Raw genomic sequence first — 19,622 nt, 5'->3', positions numbered from 1 at the left:
AATCCACTCATCGGCATCGCCAAAGGCGGCAAGCAGTTGAGCGTATCATTCTAACGAACGACGAATGAACCTGCCGCGACATCCGAAAGCGAAACATTTCCACGGACTGGGCTTGCTGTCAGGGGTTCGGAGTTTCGCCGAGCTTGAAGCGCGAATTGCAGCACTACCCACCGAGCAAGCAAGAGGAGCGGCACTCGAAATCTTCGCCGAGGCGTGCCTGGCCACACAGCGGATCTATCAGGCTCGCGAAGTCTGGCCGGGAAACTCAATGCCTTCAGCTCTTCGGCAGCAACTCCGCTTGCCAATGGCGGACATGGGAGTGGATGGGGTGTTCGTCACGGCGGCTGATGAACCAGTCTGTTATCAATCGAAGTTTCGCACTGGCCGCCCCGCGCTCACTTGGACAGAGCTTTCGACTTTCTATGGCCTCGCTGAAATTGGCGGACAGCGTTTGGTTTTCACCAACTGTGATGTGGTGGCTCGCGTCGCCGAGGAACGTCTTGGGGCAATCTTCGTCAGGGGCAGCGATCTTGACCGTCTCACGCCGGAAGATTTTCAAATCATCGAAGCCTGGCTCGCGGAGCAACCCGCCACTCCGAAGCGGAAGACGCCGGATCCACACCAACTCGTCGCTTTGGATGAAATTGTCGGCGGCCTGTTACGCGGACCAAGGGCCACGGCGTTGATGGCTTGCGGCAGTGGTAAAACATTGGTCGCCCTTTGGACCGCTGAACGACTCGATGCGCGCACCGTGCTGATCCTGCTGCCCTCGCTCGCGCTTGTTCGGCAGACCTTGCACGTGTGGCTCCATGAAACGAGTTGGCCGTATCCCCAGTTCCGGTGTGTCTGTTCCGACCCGACTGTCCAGGGAGAGGAAGATTCACTGCTCGTTCGTCCGTCCGACCTCGACTTTGCCGTCACGACCAAGAGTGTCGACGTGCGGCGCTTTCTTGAGCGTCCGACCGACTCGGTGCGCCTAGTGTTCTCCACCTATCAATCCAGCAAAGTTGTCGCGGAAGCTGTCGCTGGTTTGCCCCCGTTTGATTTCGCCGTATTCGACGAAGCTCATAAGACCGCTGGACGAGAGGGAGCGAGGTTCGCACTCGCTCTCAAGGATGAGAACCTGCCCATCGCACGCCGACTCTTCATGACCGCCACACCTCGTCACTACGACGTGGCGAAGAAGGATAAGTTTGGAGAATCAAAAGTCGTCTTCTCGATGGACGGGCCAGAAACCTACGGGCCGGTTGTTCATCGGTTGCCGTTCAGTGCGGCGGCGAAGGCGGGCATCATTACCGACTACAAAGTCATCATCTCCGTCGTGACCTCGGAAATGGTCACCAACGAAGCGCTCCGCCTTGGCGTGGTTTTGATAGATGGAGACGAAGTGAAAGCCCGGCAAGTCGCCAACCAAATCGCACTCAAGTCAGCCATCGAGAAATACAACGTTTCAAAAGTGTTCACGTTCCACTCGAAAGTGGCTTCTGCAAAGTCGTTCACCTCCGACGGACCGGAAGGCATTGGAACACATCTTGATGATTTTCACTGTGCGCACATCGAAGGAGCGATGACTACGGCCTACCGCGAACGACTCATGCGCGATTTCGCAACCGCACCGCGAGCCATTCTCTCTAACGCCCGCTGTCTCACGGAAGGAGTGGATGTTCCTGCCGTCGACATGGTTGCATTCCTGAGTCCCAAACGAAGCTTGGTGGATATCGTGCAGGCGACGGGCCGAGCGATGCGCCTATCACCCGAAACGGGAAAGGAATTCGGTTACGTGCTCGTGCCGCTCTATGTGGAGAAAGCACGCGGAGAGACGATTGAGCAAGCGGTTCTCCGCAGCAACTTCGATGAAGTCTGGAAAGTTCTTCAAGGTTTGAAGGAACAGGACGATTTGCTGGCACAAATAATCGCCACCATGCGCGTTGAGCGCGGTCGCACTGGCGGTTTCGACGACAGTCGCTTTCGGGAGCGTGTCGAGATATTCTGCCCCGAGCTTTCGCTGGAAACGCTACGCAACACGATCACCGCCGCTTGCATCGACGCTATCGGCGAAAATTGGTTCGAACGCTACGGACAGCTTGTCGCTTACAAGCAACAACATGGGAATTGTGATATACCCGCTCGGTGGCCATCGAATCAAAAGCTTGCGTCGTGGGTGGTGGATCGATATCGGATCGGTTTCAACGTGTATCGGAAGTGCTCTTGGAGGCGTATGACCGAATCCGCCGCTTGACTGGTCCTTCAAATGGAACTATTTATCTTTTCAGATGAAAAATTCGTTACCGACCTCCAAGGTTAAGAAATCGGTGGCCGGAAAGGTGCTCAGCGCTTCATTGAGAAAGGCTGGTTCCGCCAAGGTCAAAACGAAGGCCGCGGCAAAAGCACCATCCTTGGTCCAATCCTGCATTTACGCATCATCTGGCCAAGCCGCAGTCAGCGCCCCGCCACCGTCCCTTCTCATCGCATCATTGAAGACGGGGCTGAAAATGGAGGAACTTGAAGTCCTCCGCAGCAGCCTCGATCTGCCCATGGACCGGCTTGCTCCAATGCTCGGGATTTCCAAAGCCACGCTTCATCGGCGGAAGGCGGCCGGGCGACTGGATCCTTCCGAATCGGACCGTGTCGTGCGCTTCGCCCGCCTGACGGGAAAAGCGATCGATATTTTGGAAAGCCTCCAGAGTGCGCGCTCCTGGCTGACCTCGCCCCAGTTCGGCTTGGGTGGTGCCATCCCCTTGGAATATGCCGAGACCGAAGTGGGTGCCCGCGAGGTTGAGGATCTGCTAGGCCGCATCGAATACGGAGTGTTTTCATGACCATCCGGGCCTGGCGCATTGTGAAGGAAAAACACGCCGCCACCGCCTTTTCCGGTGAAGGCGCGGCCGTGACGGGCGGTCGCTGGAATTCGCGGGGAAACCGGGTGGTTTACACCAGTGGTGCCGTGTCGCTCGCAGCGTTGGAAAGTCTGGTTCATCTCAATCCGCTGGTGCGTTTCAAGTATGTCGTTTTCAAAATCGAGTTTGCAGAAAGCCTGGTGGAGAAAATCATGGCGTCTTCCCTCCATGCGGATTGGATGGATCAACCGCCACCGCCATCGACCAAACAGTTAGGCGACCGATGGTTGAAGCGGGCCAGCGCGGCCGTGCTTGAACTGCCCAGCGTCATTGTCCCGATTGAATCCAATTTCCTGCTGAACACTTCCCACCCGGACTTCAAAATGATCCGCATCGGCAAACCGGAACCATTTTCTTTTGATCCACGCCTGCTTCCTTAAGTGACGTTAGGTCGCCGACTCCCGCTCGCCATTGGTTGCTCGGGGAACCTTCACCGCAAATTCCATCTTGCATATTCTGAATTTTCAAATAATACTGAAAATACAGAAAGGGAAACGCCATGAACCTACCGAAGCAAATCAAGGGAATCGAAGTGTTTTACGACGGCCGCTGCGGGATGTGCTGCAGCTTTCACGAATGGATCAACCGGCAGCCGCGGGCTTTCGGAATTGAGTTCATTCCGTATCAGGCGGCCCATGCGGAGCGGGTTTTTCCGGGATTGGGCACGTTGGATCCGGCGCGGGAAATGGTGGTGAGGACGAGTGAGGGTGGGATTTTCCGTGGAGCGGAGGCTTGGGTTTGGTGCCTTTACAGTTGTGCGAACTACCAGACGGCGGCGCGCCGGTTGGGTGGGCCGGGATTGCTGCCGGTCGCCATCCACGCCTGCCGGGTACTGCCGGCGAACCGTCATGCGCTTAGCAAGGTGTTCTTCCGAAGCAAGGACCGGAAGGTGCGGGAGGAGTTGCACCGCATGGGGACGGCGGAGTGTGAGGATGGGTTCTGTGTGATGAAATGATTGAAAATAAATCGTTAGAAATACTGAAAAATGAATGCGCTGCAGTTGGAATTCGGATTACGGGGTGCCGGGGTCATTTTGCTAGGTTTGGTCGTGGCGAATTTCGTCGCGGCCGGAAGATTCGGATACGCCCGCAATCTGGCGGGGGCGGAGGCGATGGTCCGGCAGATTTTCTATGTGCACTGCGCCTACATCGTAGCGATCATCGCGGCGCTCGCGGTGTTGTGTCTGGGGTGGCCGCATTTGCTGCTAGAGGATGGAATGGGCAGGGTGCTTTGCGGGTTCTTCGGAATTTTCTGGGGAAGCCGGGTAGTGGTGCAGTTGACTTATTATGATCGGGAGCTCCGCCGCCGGGACCGGGGTTGGGATGTTTTCTTTTTGGGAGTCTTTGCCGTGCTCAGCGCGGTGTTCACGTTGGCGGCTATTTTCCAATGAAGGATCTGTTACAAATCGGGCTGCTGATCGGCGGATGGTCGCTGGTCGCACTGAGCGTGGGCAGTTTTTGGATTCCCCAGGCGCTCGGTTGGCGTGAGAAGCTGGCGGGATTGACTCCGTTGATGCGTGAGTTGTGGTGGACGTATTCGATCTACGTCTGGAGCAGTCATGTGTTCTTCGCCGTGCTGGCGCTGAGATTCGGCGATTGGCTGATGGGTGGCAGCGGCGCGGCAATGGCGATGTGCACGTTCATGTTGCTGTGGTGGACGGTGCGGCTGTGGTTGCAGTTTTTCGGTTTCGATTTGAGTGAAATCGAAGGCAACGCGACCAACCGGGTGGCCAAGCATTTGCTGACAGCGCTCTTCATCGGGTTGGTTGTGCTCTATGCGGGTTTGTTATGTTGGAACGCCGGATGGCTAGGGACGGGAGGATTTAAATGATGTGGATGGTTCCATTGCTGGTGCTTGCCGGGATTGCGGCGGGTCCGGTTTTAGCAACGTTGAAGCGGTTGTGGATCAGGCGTCTCTTGGGATGGCTGGTTCTGGTGGCGGCAGTTTCGGGTGCGGATTTCGCCCTATCAGGCTGTGATCCGATTTTGAGAATGGTTGGAATTTGTTGCGTTCTTCTGGGTGGAATGAAGGGATTGGTGTATGCGGAATGGGTCGGAGCGGAGAGGCTTCCGATCGTGCGATACCTCGTGTTCGCCTTCTTGTGGTTCGGAATGGATCCGGCAAGTTTTCGAATCAGACGCGAAGGGCTGAGCTGGAAGAGTGATGTGCGGCTGGGATTGCTGCTGATGTTAGTTGGGACGCTGGGCGCTTGGTTGGTGTGGGCGATGGAGTGGCGTCAGATCCTTGTGATGTTCGTGCCGATGAGTCTGGGCTTTCATTTTGGTGCGTTGAGAGTCCTCAAAGGATGCTTGCGAGCCGCGGGGTTTCCCGTGAGGACGTTGTTTCCCAATGTGCTTGAGGCCCACGGCATCGGCGACTTCTGGAGCAGGCGTTGGAATGTCGGCTACTCACAGATGATGCAGCGCCTCGTCGGCCGGCCGGTGGAAGCGCTGGCTGGTGCAAACGCTGGCGTGATGGCGATCTTCATCGTATCCGGATTCCTGCATGAACTGGCGATCACACTTCCGGTGCGAAACGGCTTTGGCCTGCCGACCGTCTATTTCACCCTGCACGGGATCCTTACTCTGTTAGAGAGGAAACGGGGACGTCCGTTTGGAAAAATCCCCGCGTTGCTGGCGGTGGCTGTGCCGCTGGGGCTGCTTTTTCCTCCGGCGTTTCAAAACGAAGTGATCGCGCGCTGCCTCGGTGTTTTCGATATGATTAAAGACGTGAATGCCGGTTAAAATGAACGCTGTGCAAACCATGGCATCTTTGAAAATCCGGTTACTCGATCTCCCCCGCCGAATTCTCAACGCTTGATCCGGCGCGTCGGATTCATTAATGAGTTTTTGGTTCACCATCCCTGCTGCATGAAAAATCCAATCCCCTCGTTTTCCAAACCGCCTGGCACTCTTTCACTCCTCGCCACCGTCGGCATCCTGCTGTCTGGCATCACTTGTGGAAATGGTCAGGTCGCACTGCTCACCGGCGATTACAACAATGCCTACCACCCTCAGGATTCGACCATCCAGGACCTCTCGGCGGATGGCGATCTGGTGCTCTTCACCAGCGGTCCGCCGGCGACGGGCAGCACGCCGGGGATCACCGAGGGCGGATTTTACGTGCGCCGCATTTCCACAAACTCGCTGACGTTCGTGGGCGACACCTCGGTGGCACAAGGCGGCGAGGGATCGTTCAGCGATGATGGCCGCTACCTCTGCTGGCGCGGAGCCGACAATTTCATCTATTGGCGCGACTCCGTTTCCGACATCACCCGGCTGATCACACCGGCCGCCGACGGTGCCTCGCGCCGACCCGTCATGAGCGCTGACGGCCGCTACGTCGCTTATGCCAGCGTCGCCCGGAACATCGTTTCCAACAGCGGAAAACTCCAGCCTGCTGGCAAAGCCGGAGCCTACCTGTATGACAGCGTGAACCAGACAACCATCGTCGCCTCGCTCAACAGCTCCGGAAAAGCACTAGATACCGGGATCGGCGTGGTCACCAGCGTGGCCACCGCGGGAAATGAATTCGACCTCAGCGCGGATGGCAAATACCTCGTCTTCAGCTCGGATGCCACCAACGTCAGCCCCGCCCGGCCGAGCACTTACCCCGCCTCGCTCACCTGCATCTATCGAAGAAATCTATCCACAGGAGCCATCGATCTCCTGAACAAAACCACCGGCGGCGGCGTGGCTGACGGAGGTTTCAGTACCCCACGGATCAGTGCGAACGGCGGCCGGGTGTCGTTCTTCGGAGCATTCGTCGGGACCTTCGGCGGCAAGCGTCTGATCGACAGCGTGAGCAACGGCTTCGGCACCGACCTTTACGTGAAAGACGCTGGTACGGGCGACCTCTGGTGGGCCACCAAAACCACCGACAATTCCGTGTCCGACGGCTCCTATCTATCTGCCACTATAAGCGGAAACGGTCTGACCGTCGCATTCGGCTCCACCGGTACCAAGTTCGTGACCGCCAACACAGACCCGCCGGTCGGCAACGACGGCCTCTTCGATGTCTTCCGCGTCGATCTCGCCAGCGGCGGCTCCATCGCCAAAACCACCCTCGTCACCAACTCCCCCAACGGCAGCGGCAACGTCGATTTCCGCTACGGCCCGTTTCTTCCGGGAAATGCCAGCTACACCGCCTTTTGCACCAGCCAGATCGAGGCCATGCTCGGCACCGGCAGCAATGACAGCTTCTTCTCCCACGGCTTCAGCATCGTGAAACCCTCACTTCCCAAATTGCCGGAAATCGTCGTCCTCGCAGGCATCGTCGGCCTGACCGACAACAGCGGAAAAGTCAATTTCGGCACTGTAAAAACCGGCAAAAGCGGCACCGCCAAAATCTTCACCATCAAAAACATCGGCACTGCCACGCTCCAGAATCTGGCCCTGAAAAAGTCCGGAGCCCAACAGGGTGATTTCACCGTCACCGCCCTAACAGCGGCCTCCCTCTCCGGTGGCGGTGCCTCCACAATCTTCAAGGTCACCTTCAAACCCAAGGCGAAGGGTGCCCGCAATGCGGTGCTTAAGATTGTCAACAACGATGCGAATGAAAATCCCTTCGACATCAAGCTGACCGGCACGGGAGCCGCGCCCTGAAAATCGACACGCGATGGCGTTATTCCGGTTTGTTGATTATCGGGTAGGTTGAGGGCGTCTTCCCCCCCACCCCATGATCAACAACTCCTCCCCCCGGGTTGTGATGCATCGCGGTTTGAGCTTGCTCGAACTGACGGTTGTCATCGCGACGTTACTTGCCCTCATTTCCGTCCTGTTCGTCGGTGCCCGCGCTTGGAAACGCGGCAGCGACCGGACCGCCTGCATCCTGTCCCTGCGAAACGTGCAGGTCGCCACGCGCTCCTATCAGAATCTGTATGGTTATGACTACGGCGGCCATCCCTATGCGGAAAACGGCACCCAGGACATCGCCGAACATCTCTACGCGAAGGGCTACATCGAGTCGGCTCTCTACAAGGAAACCCGCGGCCAGCAGCAATGCCCGTCCGGTGGATCCTACTCGTGCCCGCTGCCGAATGTTTTTCCGCTGGAGGGCCAACTCTACATGGAATGTTCGTTGGCCGGTTCCGACAAGCATGTTCCACAGACGCAGTCGGGTTGGTAATTGCCTGCCCGGCATGTGCCGGATTCAGATCCCGGGTTCGCTCAATGAGATCTAACCGCATGCTCGAAAGCGTCACGGTATTGCTCCAGCAGCTTCTCGCAAGGATGGCAGAAATTCGGCAGCTTGATCAGCCGACGGTTCTCGTGCTCGGTTTGCGGGAAGGATATTCCGGCGTAGTCGGGTAGCCGAACATCCTCGGGAAATCTCCCGATTCTGGCTACGTGGCCTTCACGAAAAAGCGGTTGTTCGTGCAGCAGCGGATAGCGCGGCGTGCTTACCTGGCCACCGAGCGATTGCAGTCGATCCATGAAACGGGAGGTTTCGAAGGCGGGATCGCGATGGCGGATGAGAAATTCGAAATAGACGCGCCCGATCCCGGTCGGAGGCAGGAAGCAGTCGAAGCCGAGATTTTCGAGGCACTCGCTGAGCCAGCGATGGTTTTCGTTTCGGACGCGATTGGATTCCGTTAGCTTTCGCAGCGAGACACGCCCCAGCGCAGCGGACATCGGCGCGATGCGTGTTTTGATCCCCATGCCGGTGGCGGCGAATCGCCGGGCCGGGCTATCGAGTTCGATGATTCGCGTGATGTCACCGAGGCAGGCGGCGCGCTCGAGATAATCCGCATTGTCCGTTAGTAAAATCCCCCCTTCACCCGCGGGTGCCAGTTTGTCACCCTGCAGGCTGAATACCGAAATATCACCGACAGCTCCGCAATTCCGGCCGTGATAAACAGCACCGTGGGCATGGGAAGCGTCTTCGATGATGCGAAGGTCGAACTCGTCGCACACTTGTTGAATTTCATCCACCTGGCAGGGCAGTCCCCACAAATGAACGATGACAACAGCCTTGGTTCTGGAAGTGATTTTTCGCCACATGTCGGCCGGATCGATGCCGAGCGTGACGGGCTCGCTTTCACAAAAGACGGGAATGATTCCGCACCAGATCATCGGTAAGACAGAGGCCCAGAAAGTGGCGGTGGGAACGAGGATTTCATCGCCTGGCTGGAGACCCAAAGCATGGAACGCGGCCAGCAGCGCACTGGTGCCGTTGTTGTGGGCGAGGGCGTGACGGCGGCCGGTGAAGGCCTCGTAGTCTTGCTCAAGCTCACGGATCACCGGATGCGTGCTGACATTTCCATCACGCAGGATTTGAAGCACGGCGGCCTCGGACTCCGAGTCAAACACCGGCCAACGTACTGCCGGCTCATGGGGAAGGGTTATTATTTTCATGGATGTCAAACTATGGCGAGCACATCATCGTGACGGACGCGCACGCTATCCTGATAGTCCGCCACTGATGCGTCCGCACGATCCGGGTCCGGACTGAAAACCCGTGCGATCCGGCGGATGGCTTCGACGTTCCCGGAACTGTGTCCCAAGCCACCACGCGGTATCCACTGCGCGATATTCGTACGGCGGCGCAGGTAATCTTCGAGAGTCCAACAGTGTTCATAGTCGCGACACCACTCCGCCGAGGGAACGGGATCTTCAACCCCGGGGAAACTCTCCATCGGCGGCGCTTCCAACAGGGATGGCGACGGGATCTGCCCCGTGTGGAGAAGGGGAGAAACAAGCGCGCTCACTTGTTCCCCCATCACGCCACAGGACGTGAGTTTTCCTCCGTAAACAGAGATCACATTCCGCGAACGATCATGGTGGATCAGATGTCGGCGGGAGAGTTCCAGAGGATGGGTGATCTTCGAAAATCCCCGGCACACCGCGAGCGGACGAATCCCACAACGCAGAGACACGACGTCGTCCACCCCGCGGCATCCATCCAGATTTTCGTTGGAAATCCGGAGCAACGAGCGGACATCGTCGGGAGTCGGCCGAAAACCTTCTCCAATGCGGGTGACGCGTGTTTCGGTCGGGCCGCAAAGCGCCACGGGACCCCAGGGAGAAACGGTGAAGGTGTCGCCATTTTCACCTGTGTCGAAGATGAGGATCTGTTGGAGAGAATCCGGCCGCCGCACCGAAATATAGACTCCTTTGCTGAGCTCATGGCGGTAAGGCGACTCGACGCCAAGCATCCCGTTTACCGAGTCTGTCCACACGCCGGCCGCGTTGACGATGAAGCGGACTTTGGCGGTGGATTGATGGCCGTGCAGGCGGTCGCGCAAATCGAGCCTCCAAACACCGCTGGATCTATCAAAAATCATGTTTTCCGCCGCACAGTGATTGAGCGCGGTTGTCCGCGGACCGAGGAATGGCAGGATCCACTCCAGGGCGAATCGGCTATCGGATTCCCTCAACACCGCCTCTTCGAACGAGAGTCCGTTGCGGAAACGCCCGGCCTTCAGGAGATTCAATTCGGAGAAGTCGAACCTGCTTCCCGGGAAGCGGCGTTTCATCGAACCCATCAGCCAGTAAAGCATCATCCCCGCCTGAACGAAATAGCGGTTCCGCAGGCTTTTCCTCCCCGGCAGATAGAGCAGGCTCGCCGCCCGGACTTTTGCGGGCGCCCGCTCGATCCATTCATCGCGCGCGGCGGAAAGTTTTTTGACGGTCGAGAAATCCAGATCCTTCAGATAGAGCAGCCCACCCCAAATCATCATGCCCGATGCCTGGCTGGTCCCGCAGGCGAAGTCTCCGCGGTCGATCAACAGCACGCGATACCCGCGCTGGCAGAGCTGATGAAATATCCGGGATCCGCTGATACCGGCACCAATCACAGCGACGTCATAGTCCCCGCCATTCGCGGATTGAAAAGCATCTCGCCTCGCTTGCCCGAAGCCATCCCGGGGAGAGGCTGTATCCTGCCTGGACTGGACAGGATTTTCGTGAATCCGCATGGACCCTTGAATAAACCATCAGCGGGCCAACGGGTAATTGATAAATTCAACCCATTCATCGAGTGAATCGATGAAGAGCCGGAACCCCGATCCAGTCGGCGGCATTTCTGCGCAATTGCCTGCTTGGCATGCGCCGGAATCCGGGTGATGGATGGAGCTACACCATGCGTTACCAAGAGTCGCTCGATTGGCTGTATTCCACCCAGATGTTCGGGATCAAACTCGGACTCGAAGGGCCGCGTCATTTGCTTAAGGAGTATCTGGCGTACCCCGCGCACGGCGTGACGGTGATCCACGTCGCCGGCACTAACGGAAAAGGCAGCACCTGCGCCATGATCGACAGCATCGCCCGCGCCTGCGGCCGCCGGTGCGGGCTTTTCACCTCGCCGCATTTGATCGATTTCCGCGAACGGATCCGGGTGTCCGGCGAGGAAATCCCGGAGGACAACTGCGCCGCGATGCTCACAGAGCTGCGAACGCTGTGCGAGCGGATGGAAAATCATCCGACGTTTTTCGAAATCACGCTGGTATTGGCGATGCGCTGGTTCCGCATCCGCGAATGCGAGCTCATCGTCTTGGAAACCGGCATGGGCGGGCGGCTGGATGCAACCACGGCGGTTCCGGCAGATGTCTGCGTGATCACCCCGATCGGCCTCGATCATATGCAGTATCTTGGAAATTCCATTGAAGAAATCGCCGCGGAGAAAGCGGGGATTTTCGTGACAGGCAAGCACGCGATCTCGGCACCGCAGGAAAGCGGCGCGAGGGCCGTGTTGGAAAAGGAAGCCAACGAGCGGAGGTCGCCGCTGGAGTTTGTGGACCAGCCGCTGTTGGGCTATCCGATGGCGCTGGCGGGCGAACACCAGACGTGGAATGCCGCACTGGCCACCGCCGCCCTGCATCGCGCCGGACTGCCGCTGAGTTCGGACAGCGTGGGCTACGGCCTCATCCATGTGAGCTGGCCGGGACGATTTGAAAGGATCCGGCCCGGCGTGGTCTTGGACGGTGCCCACAATCCGCAAGCAGCGGGAGTTCTCGCAGCGACGTGGCGGCAACAATTTTCTGGGAAAAAAGCCGCTTTGGTTTTCAGCGCGGTGGGTGGCAAGGACATCGCTGGAATTTTGGAAATCCTCGCACCGCTCGCGTCGCGGATTTTTCTCTGCCCGGTTGATTCGCCGCGGGCGGTGATGACGGAAGAACTTGCCGGCTATCTGCCTAACAACGCGTCGCCGCACGAGACATTCGAATCCTTTGAAAAGGCCTTTGCCGCCGCCACCTCACAAGCGGACCCGGTCCTCATCGCGGGTTCGCTGTTCCTCGTCGGCGAGGCCCGCGCCTTCCTCACCCAAACCTCATTCCAGCCGAGCATGCAGTAGCTCAAGGCGTTTTTGACTGCTTGGGTTTTGTTTTCGATCGCACCCGATTCTTTTTCAACTCCTCCGAAATCGTTTCCCGCCGCTCCGAACCTATTTTTCGCCTCTCTGATTTCATTTCCCGCCGCTCCCGGTTCGTTTTCTAGCTGTTGGGATTCATTTTCCAGTGCTCCCGTTCCGTTTTTCGGATCCCGGAATTCGTTTTTCGATGCTCCCCGGTTGTTTAATGAATCTCGGAAAGCGTATTCCTCGTCTCGATGCCGTTTTTCTCGGTTCCGGCGTTTTTCAGTCCCAATCGCGGTCGATCTCCTTCCGCATGCGTTCGCGGAATTGCGGGTCGGATATCAGCGGCAGCAGGGCTTTTGCAGCATCCGCGCCTTGGTCTCTGGTCAGGGAATAACAAAGCGAGGAAATGGCCTGATCGCGGTCCTTGCCGCCCAGAAGTCTGGGAGCGAGAGCAAGGGCGGATTCTGGCTCCAAGCGATAGAGCGGGTTCAGCGCTCCCGCAGCTTCGGGCCTGCCGTGATCGAGCGCCCACTGGATGGCATCCTGCGGATGGGCCTCCGCCCAAGATCCGATGATTTTTTGCATTGTGTCGTGGGAAAGTTCCGTGATCTGGGTGGGCGATAGCGCTGCGGTGTAACCCGGAGGATCCGCGAGAATGATCTTTTCCCTTTCTTCCTCGATCAATTTTGGGATGACATCCTGCAGTTCCGGAATCAGTCCGGCCTTGGCGCTGGCATCGGTGTTTTTCCAAGCACCCTCGGCGAAAAGTATGCGCGCCTCGGCACCTTTCGCCGCGCGAAAAGCAGCCAACCACGCCGCAGGCTCCGTCTTCATCGGTTGCGGATAGAAGCTCGGGTTGCCCAAATCTTGCAGCTCGTCGGGGAATTTCCCCGCGGCGAAACGATCCAACCAAGCGGCACAGGAGCCGGGATCCTCCCGCAGCCATACAAGAACCAACGACGCGCCGATACGATTTTGCGACGAGCTTTCCGGAATTTGATCGAAAAGCGAAAGCCGTGCTGTGGCAGGAAGACTGGCCAGAAAATGGTTCCAAACCGAGGCCTGTGCCGCACGCGGAACAGATTTCTCGATAAATTCCGCAGCGGCTTGCGGATCACTTTCGCCGAGTTTTTTCGCGATGGTCTCAGCCACATCCAGCCATTGGGAAATCAGGCCGTCGTTCCATTTTTCGAGCAAGATGCATGCTTGAGCAGGATCCACTTTGGCGAGACTGCTGATGACGCTGGCCATGGCACGGTCTCGCCCGGCGGAGGGAGGCAAGGTGCGGATATCGGTCAGAATGGCTTCGGCTTGAGAGGCATTGTCAACGATTCCAAAGCCGACCGCCATTCCTGAAAACGAAATGGTAACCCGCGGCGTAACTAACAGATTCGGAGGCAAGCCCAGCGAAGCCGCGGAGCGCGGCTGTTGGGACGCAGGCCGCAATTGCCTCGTAGGCATGGCGCTTGAGATCTGAGGCTTCTTCTCCTCGCGGCAGGCGGCGGCGAAGAGGACAAGCAGAAGTATCAAGCTGCGTTTCATGGCTGCTTGAAAAGGCGTTCGGCGGTGGCGTCCATGGAATTATCGACTCCGAGGGCATGCCGTTTGTTTCCGTCCAAGCCCTTGGCCCAGGCGACGGCGGCGGTGGCATCGTTGAGACACCAAGCGCGCCAGACTGATCCTGCGATCTTGTCCCGGTTGCCCGCCTCGTCGTGGGCTGCCACCCATTCCAGCAACTCCTGCGGATCGCGGAGAGCGACCTTGTCGATGTTTGGAACCTTCCACAGATCGAGTTTCACCTGGTCTAGCAATTCGAAGGCCCGCGGATCGCCACGTTGGAGAAGCAAGGACGTCGCATATCCGAGGGCGATCTGACGCTCCTCGCCCTTCAGCCCAAGGGCGAGTTTTTCAATGCCCGTTTCATCAATGGCAGCCGCTTTTTCACACACCTGCCGGATGAGCCATTCGCGGAGTTTCGGAATCTGGGCAAACCCGAGCGCACCGGCGTAGTCGTAATCCTGTGCCTCGGAATTCATGTAATCGCACCGGATTAAATCGATGCCTCTCAGGCCGTTGTTCTCCGGCACCGATTCGAGCCAGAGAATCGCCGATTCGAAATTACGTCCGGCCTTCGACGCGAAAATCCCGCCGATTACCTTCCCGCGAGGCTCGATGCCGTCGATCACCGCGAGAAAACGTTCCGCCGCCCGGAGATCCCGATCCGCCAGCGCGCGAATGGCCATGTTCCGGTTGAAAAACTCGACCGCGCCGATAGGGCGTTGTTTCGCCCATTCCCAAGCATCTTTCGAATCGGCCTTCGCCCGGGAAATGAACTCGCGGACTTCATCATTCAGATTCTCATCCGCGATCTGAGGCTTGAATGGGCGGGCCGCCGGCCGCCCGCGCGAGGGACGGTTCGCCACGCCGAAAGGCGGCGGAGCGGAAGGCCGGGTAACCGCCACGGTGGCCCAAATACCACACCCGAGGGTAAGCACTGCGGCGACGGGCAGCCACGGAAGGGTATATGCCGCCACTTTCTTGAGAGTTGAAATTCTTACGACCAAGTTGTTAGGGACGGAAGTCCCGGCGGGAACAAGCGAACCCGCGAGCCACAGCGCGCAGTAACCGGCATCCCGATCGGCGGTTTGCGGACGGAGGATTTTGGCCAGTTTTTCGAGCGCCCGATGACCGCCACGCTGCGCCGCCGCCTCGCTGATCCCGAGGCGGCTGGCGACGCGGGCGAACGGGAGTTTCTCGTAGTAATGGAGGACGAGGATCTGGCGGTCACGCTCGGGAAGCTTGGCAAGCGCCTGATCGAGACGGCTGTCATCGCGGCTCGACGGCTCGGCCCAAAGATCCGTGGCCTGCTCGGCCCGGCGGCGGTGGCGGGTTTCCTTGCGAGCCAGATTGGACGCTTCGAAAACCGCGGCCTTTTGCAACCAAGCGGCGAGGCACGGGATTTCACAGCGCTTTTTCACCGCACGGGAAAGCGCGATGAACACCTGCTGGGCGGCATCCTCCGCGAGGCCCGAGTTTCCCAAACGCCGCCGGGTCACCGCAAGCACCAGCGGCAGGTGGCGGCGCACCAGTTCGGAAAAAGCCGCGTTGTCTGCGGTCGAGGAGAAACTTGCGAGAAGCTCCTCATCGGCGGCAGAGGACAGGGTGCTGTTTGAAAATGTCTGCATCGTCACCTAACCCACAGCCGTCCGACCCGGGAATCAGACATTTTTAAAACGAAAAATTTCCCGGTCACCGGCCTGCGGGCGGTTGAACCTCACCGGCAAGGGCGCGTGCAAGCGGCGATGGCGATAACTCGTCATCCTTTGCATTCCGCAGCGCGGAAATCGTCCCCATCGGATCCAGCCGGTTGAGCGGGTTCGCGGCGTAACCGGCACCGATATCGACACCATCGCTGGCGCGGATTTCGAAATGCAGATGCGCCGGGTAATAACCGTTCGCCGTGCCGACGGTGCCGACCTTTCCGCCACGGGCGACGAGTGCTCCGCGGGCAACGTCGATGCGGTTCAGGTGGGCATACATCGAATGCAGGATTTTTCCGTCCCTGGTCTTGTGGGCGATCACGATGATTTTTCCCCAACCGGGTGACGACTCGCCCGCATAGAGCACCAAGCCGTCCGCCGTGGAGAAAACCGGATCGCCGAGGTCGGTGTTCATGCCGCCGATGCCGTTGAGGTCATCACCGGTGTGATGGCCGCCGCGGGTGTTGTTCATTTCCCAAAATTTCTGAGCGTTGTAAACGAGCCCGCCGTGCTCGGTCCCCAGCGGCGGATCGAAGCGCACCGCCAGCGGGATTTCCGCCGATTGCCAAGCGCTTGGAAAATCGAAACGATGGTCGATTTCGCCGTTTTTCGGCATCGATAGCGGCGAATCCGCAGCCGATGCGGCCAACCTCGAACGCGGCACCAGAAAGCCCGCAATTCCCGCCACCGCGGCAAGCGCGACGAGGATCAGGACTTTCGATGGCCGGGCATTCACGCTGCGAATACTGCGGATGCGGCGGGAAACATTCAACCCCCTCGTTTCCGCCTTTCCATCTTTGACAATCCGGCATCACGGCGGCAGTTTCGCGCCGCAAACCTGCACTCCCCAATTCATATGGCCTACGATCTCATTGTCATCGGTGGCGGCCCTGCCGGCTACGTCGCCGCCATCCGCGCAGCTCAACTCGGAAAATCCGTCGCCTGTGTCGAAGCAGACCGCGCCGGCGGAACCTGCCTCAACTGGGGCTGCCTTCCCACCAAGGCCCTGCTGAAAAACGCCGAACTCTATCACACGCTCGCCCACCGCGCCGCTGAGTTTGGTTTCAAAATCGAGGGAATTTCCTACGATTGGAGCGCCGTGATTGGCCGTTCCCGCAAGGTTTCCGACCGTCTAGCCGGCGGCATCGAGTTCCTGTTCAAGAAGAACAAGGTCGACTACATCCGCGGACTCGGTTCGGTGGAAGCCACCGGAAAAGTCGGCGTCATCGGCAACGACGGCAGCCGCACGCTTTACGAAACGAAGGACATCATGATTTCCACCGGCTGCAAATCCCGCGGCCTTCCAAACCTGCCCTTCAACGGCACCAGCGTCATCGGCTCCAAGGAAGCCATGATCCTCGCCGAGCAGCCGAAGGAAATGATCATCATCGGTGCCGGCGCGATCGGCGTCGAGTTCGCCTACATCTACAACGCGTTTGGCACCAAGGTGACCCTCGTTGAAATGGCCCCGCGCATCCTCCCCGTCGAGGACGATGAAGTCGGCGACGCGTTGGAAAAATCCCTCATCAAACAGGGCATCCGCGTCCTCACCAACACCAAGATCACCAACGCGGTGGACAACGGCACGTCCGTTTCCCTCACCGTCGAGGGTCCGAAGGAAAACGGCACCATCAGCGCACCGGTTTGCCTCGTCGCCATCGGCATCCAGCCCGTCCTTCCCGGCGGCCTGCAACCTGAGCTCGACCGCGGCTACATCAAGGTCGGCGACCGCTACGAAACCTCGATCCCCGGCGTCTATGCCACCGGCGATATCACCGGCCCGCCATGGCTCGCCCACGTTGCTTCGTTCGAAGCCGTCCAATGCGTCGAAGGACTCTACGTCGAAGGTCACAAGGTCCGCAAGGTCACCAATTTCCCCGGCTGCACCTATTGCCACCCGCAGGTCGCGTCTGTTGGAAAAACCGAGCGCGCCCTCAAGGAAGCCGGCATCGAATACGTCGTTGGAAAAATCCCGTTCGTCGCCATCGGCAAGGCGATCGCCTCCGGCGAACCCGATGGATTCGCGAAACTTCTCTACGGCAAGAAACACGGCGAGCTGCTAGGCGCGCACATCATCGGTGAAAACGCCACCGAGCTCATCGCCGAAATGGGCCTCGCCCTCGACCAGGAGCTCACCATCGATGACATCCACGCGACGATCCACGCGCACCCGACGATGAGCGAAGTCATCCACGAAGCGACGCTGGCCGCCGAAGGCCACGCGATTCATTTCTGATACGGGTTGGTTATCCTGAATTTTGAAACGCCTTTCCGGATGATTGTCTGGGAGGGCGTTTTGCTATCTCCGTTGGTGGCGCCAGCCGATATTTCTTCGAGCCGCACCCGATTCTCACCGGCCTATCAACATCTCCAACACCCGGCCAGTCGTCGAAACGGCAGCGCCGAGCTTCCTGCACGCCTGGCCCTTCCAGATCGGCGTGGTGAACCCTTTTTTTCCGGACAGAAAATAGGTCGTGTAATCCGGAGCGGTCTCGAAGAACACGCCGTAACCCATCCGCGGTGCGTTGCCTTCGAAATAGGCGGCACGCAGATTCCCGCAACCCTTGAAGGCTTGGTTATCGATGCGGTTGACGCCCACAGGAATCGTCACCTTCTTCAGGCTCGCGCAACCCACGAAAGCCTTTATGCCGATAGATTTAAGCCCCTTGGGCAAATCCACGGCGGTTAGTTCCGTGCAACTCCGGAATGAAATGGTGTCCACCTTGGTCACGCTCGCGGGCAATTTGACCTTTCCGGGTTTCATGGCCGGACAAAGAACCGTCGTAGTTTGATCCTTGTTATAAACCACGCCCTCCACGCTGGAATAGGCGGTGCCACCGGGCGTCACCGTGATGTCCTCCAAGCCGCTGCAAAAGGCGAATGACCCCGCGGTGAGACTGGTGACGCTGGCCGGGATCGTGAGTTCCGTCAGACCCGCGCACCTTTCAAAGGCACGCGGTGCGATGGACTTGAGTCCATTCGGAAAGGTGACGCTTGCAAGGGAGACACATCTCTCGAACGAGAGTTCCTCAATGTTCTTGAGAGTTGCGGGCAGCAGGTCCGCGCTGGTTTTTGCGGCCGGACAAAGGATCAGCGTGCTCTTCTTCTTGTCGAAGAGAATGCCGTCCACGCCGGAGTAGGTGGCATTGCCCGGTGCCACTGAAATGGATGTTAGGCCCATGCAGTAGTGGAAACTTCCCCGGGTGACCTTGTTGATACTGGCGGGCAGATTGATCGAGACGATCGCGTCGCTCAGGCCGAACGCGTCGGGTTCGATTTTCTTTACCCCGTCTCCAATCGTCACGCCGGACAACGCGTCGCAATTGAAGAATGCTTTTTCAGGGATGACATTCACGCCGCCCGGAATCGCCACGCTCGTCAGCCCGGTCTGGGAGAAAGCAGCTGTCCCCAGCCCCGTCAATCCGGCAGGCAAGGTGATGCTCTGGAGCGACGCACAATCGGCGAAGGCCGCGTATCCGATATTAACCAGGCTGTCCGGCAGCGAGACGGTTGCCAATTCCACGCAGTTGCCGAAGGCGATCGAGCCGATGGTCTTCACTCCTGCCGGCAGCGTGATGGCCGTTAACTTCCCGCAAGAAGAGAACCCCGCTTCCCCAATGCTCTTGATGCCATTGCCCAAGGTCACGCTGACCAGTCCGTAGCAACCGAGGAACACCCCGTCCGAAATCTCGCCCACACTTCCCGGAACGGCGGTCGTCTCCAAGTTCCGGCATCTCAGGAAGGCCCGTTCGCCCAGCGAGGTCAGGCCGGCTGGAAGCTCAATGGTGACGAGCCCGTTGCAGTCTTCGAAGGCATTGTTCCCGATATCGAGGACGCCGGCGGGAATCGTCACACCGGTCATGTTTTCACATTTTGAAAATGCCGCGGCGCCGATCCCGGTGACCGGCTTGCCTCCCAACATCTCGGGAATGACCACCTGCCCGCTTGCCGCGGTGGCGCATTTCGTGATGGTGACCGAGGTCTCGGTTGCCGAGTAAGTGAGATTCCCCGATTGTCCGGCATCCAGACCGCCGGTTATGCAGGCCAGAACTAGGAAAATCCCCGTCAGGCAGGGAAAATATGGCGCAAAAATCCGCGATTGAGTTGGGGAGAACATGGGAAAGCGCGGTGGGCTATTTGTGCGATTAGCATGATGGATCCGTCGAAC

General features: G+C 58.7%; 17 protein-coding genes. 11 read left to right on the top strand and 6 right to left on the bottom strand.

The features are described 5' to 3' along the window. Positions 1 to 64 precede the first annotated feature (64 nt). From ABIQ96_RS11470 to ABIQ96_RS11430, 9 genes are all read left to right on the top strand, one after another. Positions 65 to 2,239, top strand: coding sequence for a helicase-related protein (locus ABIQ96_RS11470; RefSeq protein WP_348214727.1), 2,175 nt, complete (start codon positions 65 to 67; stop codon positions 2,237 to 2,239). Positions 2,240 to 2,273: 34 nt separating this feature from the next. Further along, complete coding sequence (locus ABIQ96_RS11465) at positions 2,274 to 2,819, top strand: antitoxin Xre/MbcA/ParS toxin-binding domain-containing protein (RefSeq protein WP_348214726.1); 546 nt, start codon at positions 2,274 to 2,276, stop codon at positions 2,817 to 2,819. Continuing rightward, positions 2,816 to 3,277 carry an RES family NAD+ phosphorylase gene (locus tag ABIQ96_RS11460; protein ID WP_348214725.1) on the top strand — a complete coding sequence of 154 codons (462 nt, stop codon included), beginning with the start codon at positions 2,816 to 2,818 and terminating at the stop codon, positions 3,275 to 3,277. The genes ABIQ96_RS11465 and ABIQ96_RS11460 overlap by 4 nt, the downstream gene beginning before the upstream one ends. A 119-nt stretch (positions 3,278 to 3,396) precedes the next feature. Next, positions 3,397 to 3,852 carry a DCC1-like thiol-disulfide oxidoreductase family protein gene (locus ABIQ96_RS11455; protein WP_348214724.1) on the top strand — a complete coding sequence of 152 codons (456 nt, stop codon included), beginning with the start codon at positions 3,397 to 3,399 and terminating at the stop codon, positions 3,850 to 3,852. 30 nt (positions 3,853 to 3,882) lie between these two features. Further along, the gene (locus ABIQ96_RS11450) at positions 3,883 to 4,287 is read left to right on the top strand and encodes a hypothetical protein (RefSeq protein WP_348214723.1); all 405 of its coding nucleotides are present in this window, start codon (positions 3,883 to 3,885) and stop codon (positions 4,285 to 4,287) included. Further along, positions 4,284 to 4,727, top strand: a complete 444-nt coding sequence (locus ABIQ96_RS11445; RefSeq protein ID WP_348214722.1) for a hypothetical protein — start codon at positions 4,284 to 4,286, stop codon at positions 4,725 to 4,727. The genes ABIQ96_RS11450 and ABIQ96_RS11445 overlap by 4 nt, the downstream gene beginning before the upstream one ends. 257 nt (positions 4,728 to 4,984) lie before the next feature. After that, the gene (locus ABIQ96_RS11440; protein WP_348214721.1) at positions 4,985 to 5,641 is read left to right on the top strand and encodes an MBOAT family protein; all 657 of its coding nucleotides are present in this window, start codon (positions 4,985 to 4,987) and stop codon (positions 5,639 to 5,641) included. 126 nt (positions 5,642 to 5,767) lie between these two features. Next, complete coding sequence (locus tag ABIQ96_RS11435) at positions 5,768 to 7,501, top strand: choice-of-anchor D domain-containing protein (RefSeq protein WP_348214720.1); 1,734 nt, start codon at positions 5,768 to 5,770, stop codon at positions 7,499 to 7,501. A gap of 73 nt (positions 7,502 to 7,574) precedes the next feature. Then, positions 7,575 to 8,024, top strand: coding sequence for a type II secretion system protein (locus ABIQ96_RS11430; RefSeq protein ID WP_348214719.1), 450 nt, complete (start codon positions 7,575 to 7,577; stop codon positions 8,022 to 8,024). A 41-nt stretch (positions 8,025 to 8,065) separates the two neighbouring features. Here ABIQ96_RS11430 and ABIQ96_RS11425 read toward each other — a convergent pair whose 3' ends face one another. Together ABIQ96_RS11425 and ABIQ96_RS11420 are read right to left on the bottom strand one after the other, a co-directional pair. Beyond that, a complete protein-coding gene (locus ABIQ96_RS11425) occupies positions 8,066 to 9,253 on the bottom strand; it encodes a DegT/DnrJ/EryC1/StrS family aminotransferase (RefSeq protein WP_348214718.1) in 1,188 nt (395 codons plus the stop codon). Between the two features lie 5 nt (positions 9,254 to 9,258). Next, entirely contained in the window at positions 9,259 to 10,815 is a 1,557-nt protein-coding gene (locus ABIQ96_RS11420; protein ID WP_348214717.1) for an FAD-dependent oxidoreductase, read from the bottom strand. Between the two features lie 164 nt (positions 10,816 to 10,979). Here ABIQ96_RS11420 and ABIQ96_RS11415 point away from each other — a divergent pair, with 164 nt between their 5' ends. Further along, a complete protein-coding gene (locus ABIQ96_RS11415) occupies positions 10,980 to 12,191 on the top strand; it encodes a folylpolyglutamate synthase/dihydrofolate synthase family protein (protein ID WP_348214716.1) in 1,212 nt (403 codons plus the stop codon). A gap of 282 nt (positions 12,192 to 12,473) precedes the next feature. On the opposite strand, the gene ABIQ96_RS11410 is transcribed toward ABIQ96_RS11415, so the two are convergent. From ABIQ96_RS11410 to ABIQ96_RS11400, 3 genes are all read right to left on the bottom strand, one after another. Continuing rightward, entirely contained in the window at positions 12,474 to 13,736 is a 1,263-nt protein-coding gene (locus ABIQ96_RS11410) for a hypothetical protein (RefSeq protein WP_348214715.1), read from the bottom strand. Then, complete coding sequence (locus ABIQ96_RS11405) at positions 13,733 to 15,379, bottom strand: sigma-70 family RNA polymerase sigma factor (RefSeq protein ID WP_348214714.1); 1,647 nt, start codon at positions 15,377 to 15,379, stop codon at positions 13,733 to 13,735. Before ABIQ96_RS11405 ends, ABIQ96_RS11410 begins: the two co-directional genes overlap by 4 nt. Positions 15,380 to 15,443: 64 nt before the next feature. Beyond that, positions 15,444 to 16,190, bottom strand: a complete 747-nt coding sequence (locus ABIQ96_RS11400) for a M23 family metallopeptidase (protein ID WP_348214713.1) — start codon at positions 16,188 to 16,190, stop codon at positions 15,444 to 15,446. Between the two features lie 120 nt (positions 16,191 to 16,310). Between ABIQ96_RS11400 and lpdA the strand changes: the two genes are divergently transcribed. Then, the gene (gene lpdA, locus ABIQ96_RS11395) at positions 16,311 to 17,690 is read left to right on the top strand and encodes a dihydrolipoyl dehydrogenase (RefSeq protein WP_348214712.1); all 1,380 of its coding nucleotides are present in this window, start codon (positions 16,311 to 16,313) and stop codon (positions 17,688 to 17,690) included. 114 nt (positions 17,691 to 17,804) lie between these two features. Here the strand turns inward: lpdA and ABIQ96_RS11390 are convergent, their stop codons facing one another. Further along, complete coding sequence (locus tag ABIQ96_RS11390; protein ID WP_348214711.1) at positions 17,805 to 19,571, bottom strand: leucine-rich repeat domain-containing protein; 1,767 nt, start codon at positions 19,569 to 19,571, stop codon at positions 17,805 to 17,807. Positions 19,572 to 19,622: the final 51 nt, after the last annotated feature.

This window comes from Luteolibacter sp., from assembly GCF_039920825.1.
In the GTDB taxonomy this organism is placed as follows: Bacteria; Verrucomicrobiota; Verrucomicrobiia; order Verrucomicrobiales; family Akkermansiaceae; genus Luteolibacter.
This window is presented reverse-complemented; position numbering and strand designations above follow the sequence as displayed.

Coding starts and splice junctions, on each gene's coding strand:
- ABIQ96_RS11470 (WP_348214727.1), top strand. CDS start 65: ATGAACCTGCCGCGACATCCGAAAGCGAAACATTTCCACGGACTGGGC.
- ABIQ96_RS11465 (WP_348214726.1), top strand. CDS start 2,274: ATGAAAAATTCGTTACCGACCTCCAAGGTTAAGAAATCGGTGGCCGGA.
- ABIQ96_RS11460 (WP_348214725.1), top strand. CDS start 2,816: ATGACCATCCGGGCCTGGCGCATTGTGAAGGAAAAACACGCCGCCACC.
- ABIQ96_RS11455 (WP_348214724.1), top strand. CDS start 3,397: ATGAACCTACCGAAGCAAATCAAGGGAATCGAAGTGTTTTACGACGGC.
- ABIQ96_RS11450 (WP_348214723.1), top strand. CDS start 3,883: ATGAATGCGCTGCAGTTGGAATTCGGATTACGGGGTGCCGGGGTCATT.
- ABIQ96_RS11445 (WP_348214722.1), top strand. CDS start 4,284: ATGAAGGATCTGTTACAAATCGGGCTGCTGATCGGCGGATGGTCGCTG.
- ABIQ96_RS11435 (WP_348214720.1), top strand. CDS start 5,768: ATGAAAAATCCAATCCCCTCGTTTTCCAAACCGCCTGGCACTCTTTCA.
- ABIQ96_RS11430 (WP_348214719.1), top strand. CDS start 7,575: ATGATCAACAACTCCTCCCCCCGGGTTGTGATGCATCGCGGTTTGAGC.
- ABIQ96_RS11425 (WP_348214718.1), bottom strand. CDS start 9,253: ATGAAAATAATAACCCTTCCCCATGAGCCGGCAGTACGTTGGCCGGTG.
- ABIQ96_RS11420 (WP_348214717.1), bottom strand. CDS start 10,815: ATGCGGATTCACGAAAATCCTGTCCAGTCCAGGCAGGATACAGCCTCT.
- ABIQ96_RS11415 (WP_348214716.1), top strand. CDS start 10,980: ATGCGTTACCAAGAGTCGCTCGATTGGCTGTATTCCACCCAGATGTTC.
- ABIQ96_RS11410 (WP_348214715.1), bottom strand. CDS start 13,736: ATGAAACGCAGCTTGATACTTCTGCTTGTCCTCTTCGCCGCCGCCTGC.
- ABIQ96_RS11405 (WP_348214714.1), bottom strand. CDS start 15,379: ATGCAGACATTTTCAAACAGCACCCTGTCCTCTGCCGCCGATGAGGAG.
- lpdA (WP_348214712.1), top strand. CDS start 16,311: ATGGCCTACGATCTCATTGTCATCGGTGGCGGCCCTGCCGGCTACGTC.
- ABIQ96_RS11390 (WP_348214711.1), bottom strand. CDS start 19,571: ATGTTCTCCCCAACTCAATCGCGGATTTTTGCGCCATATTTTCCCTGC.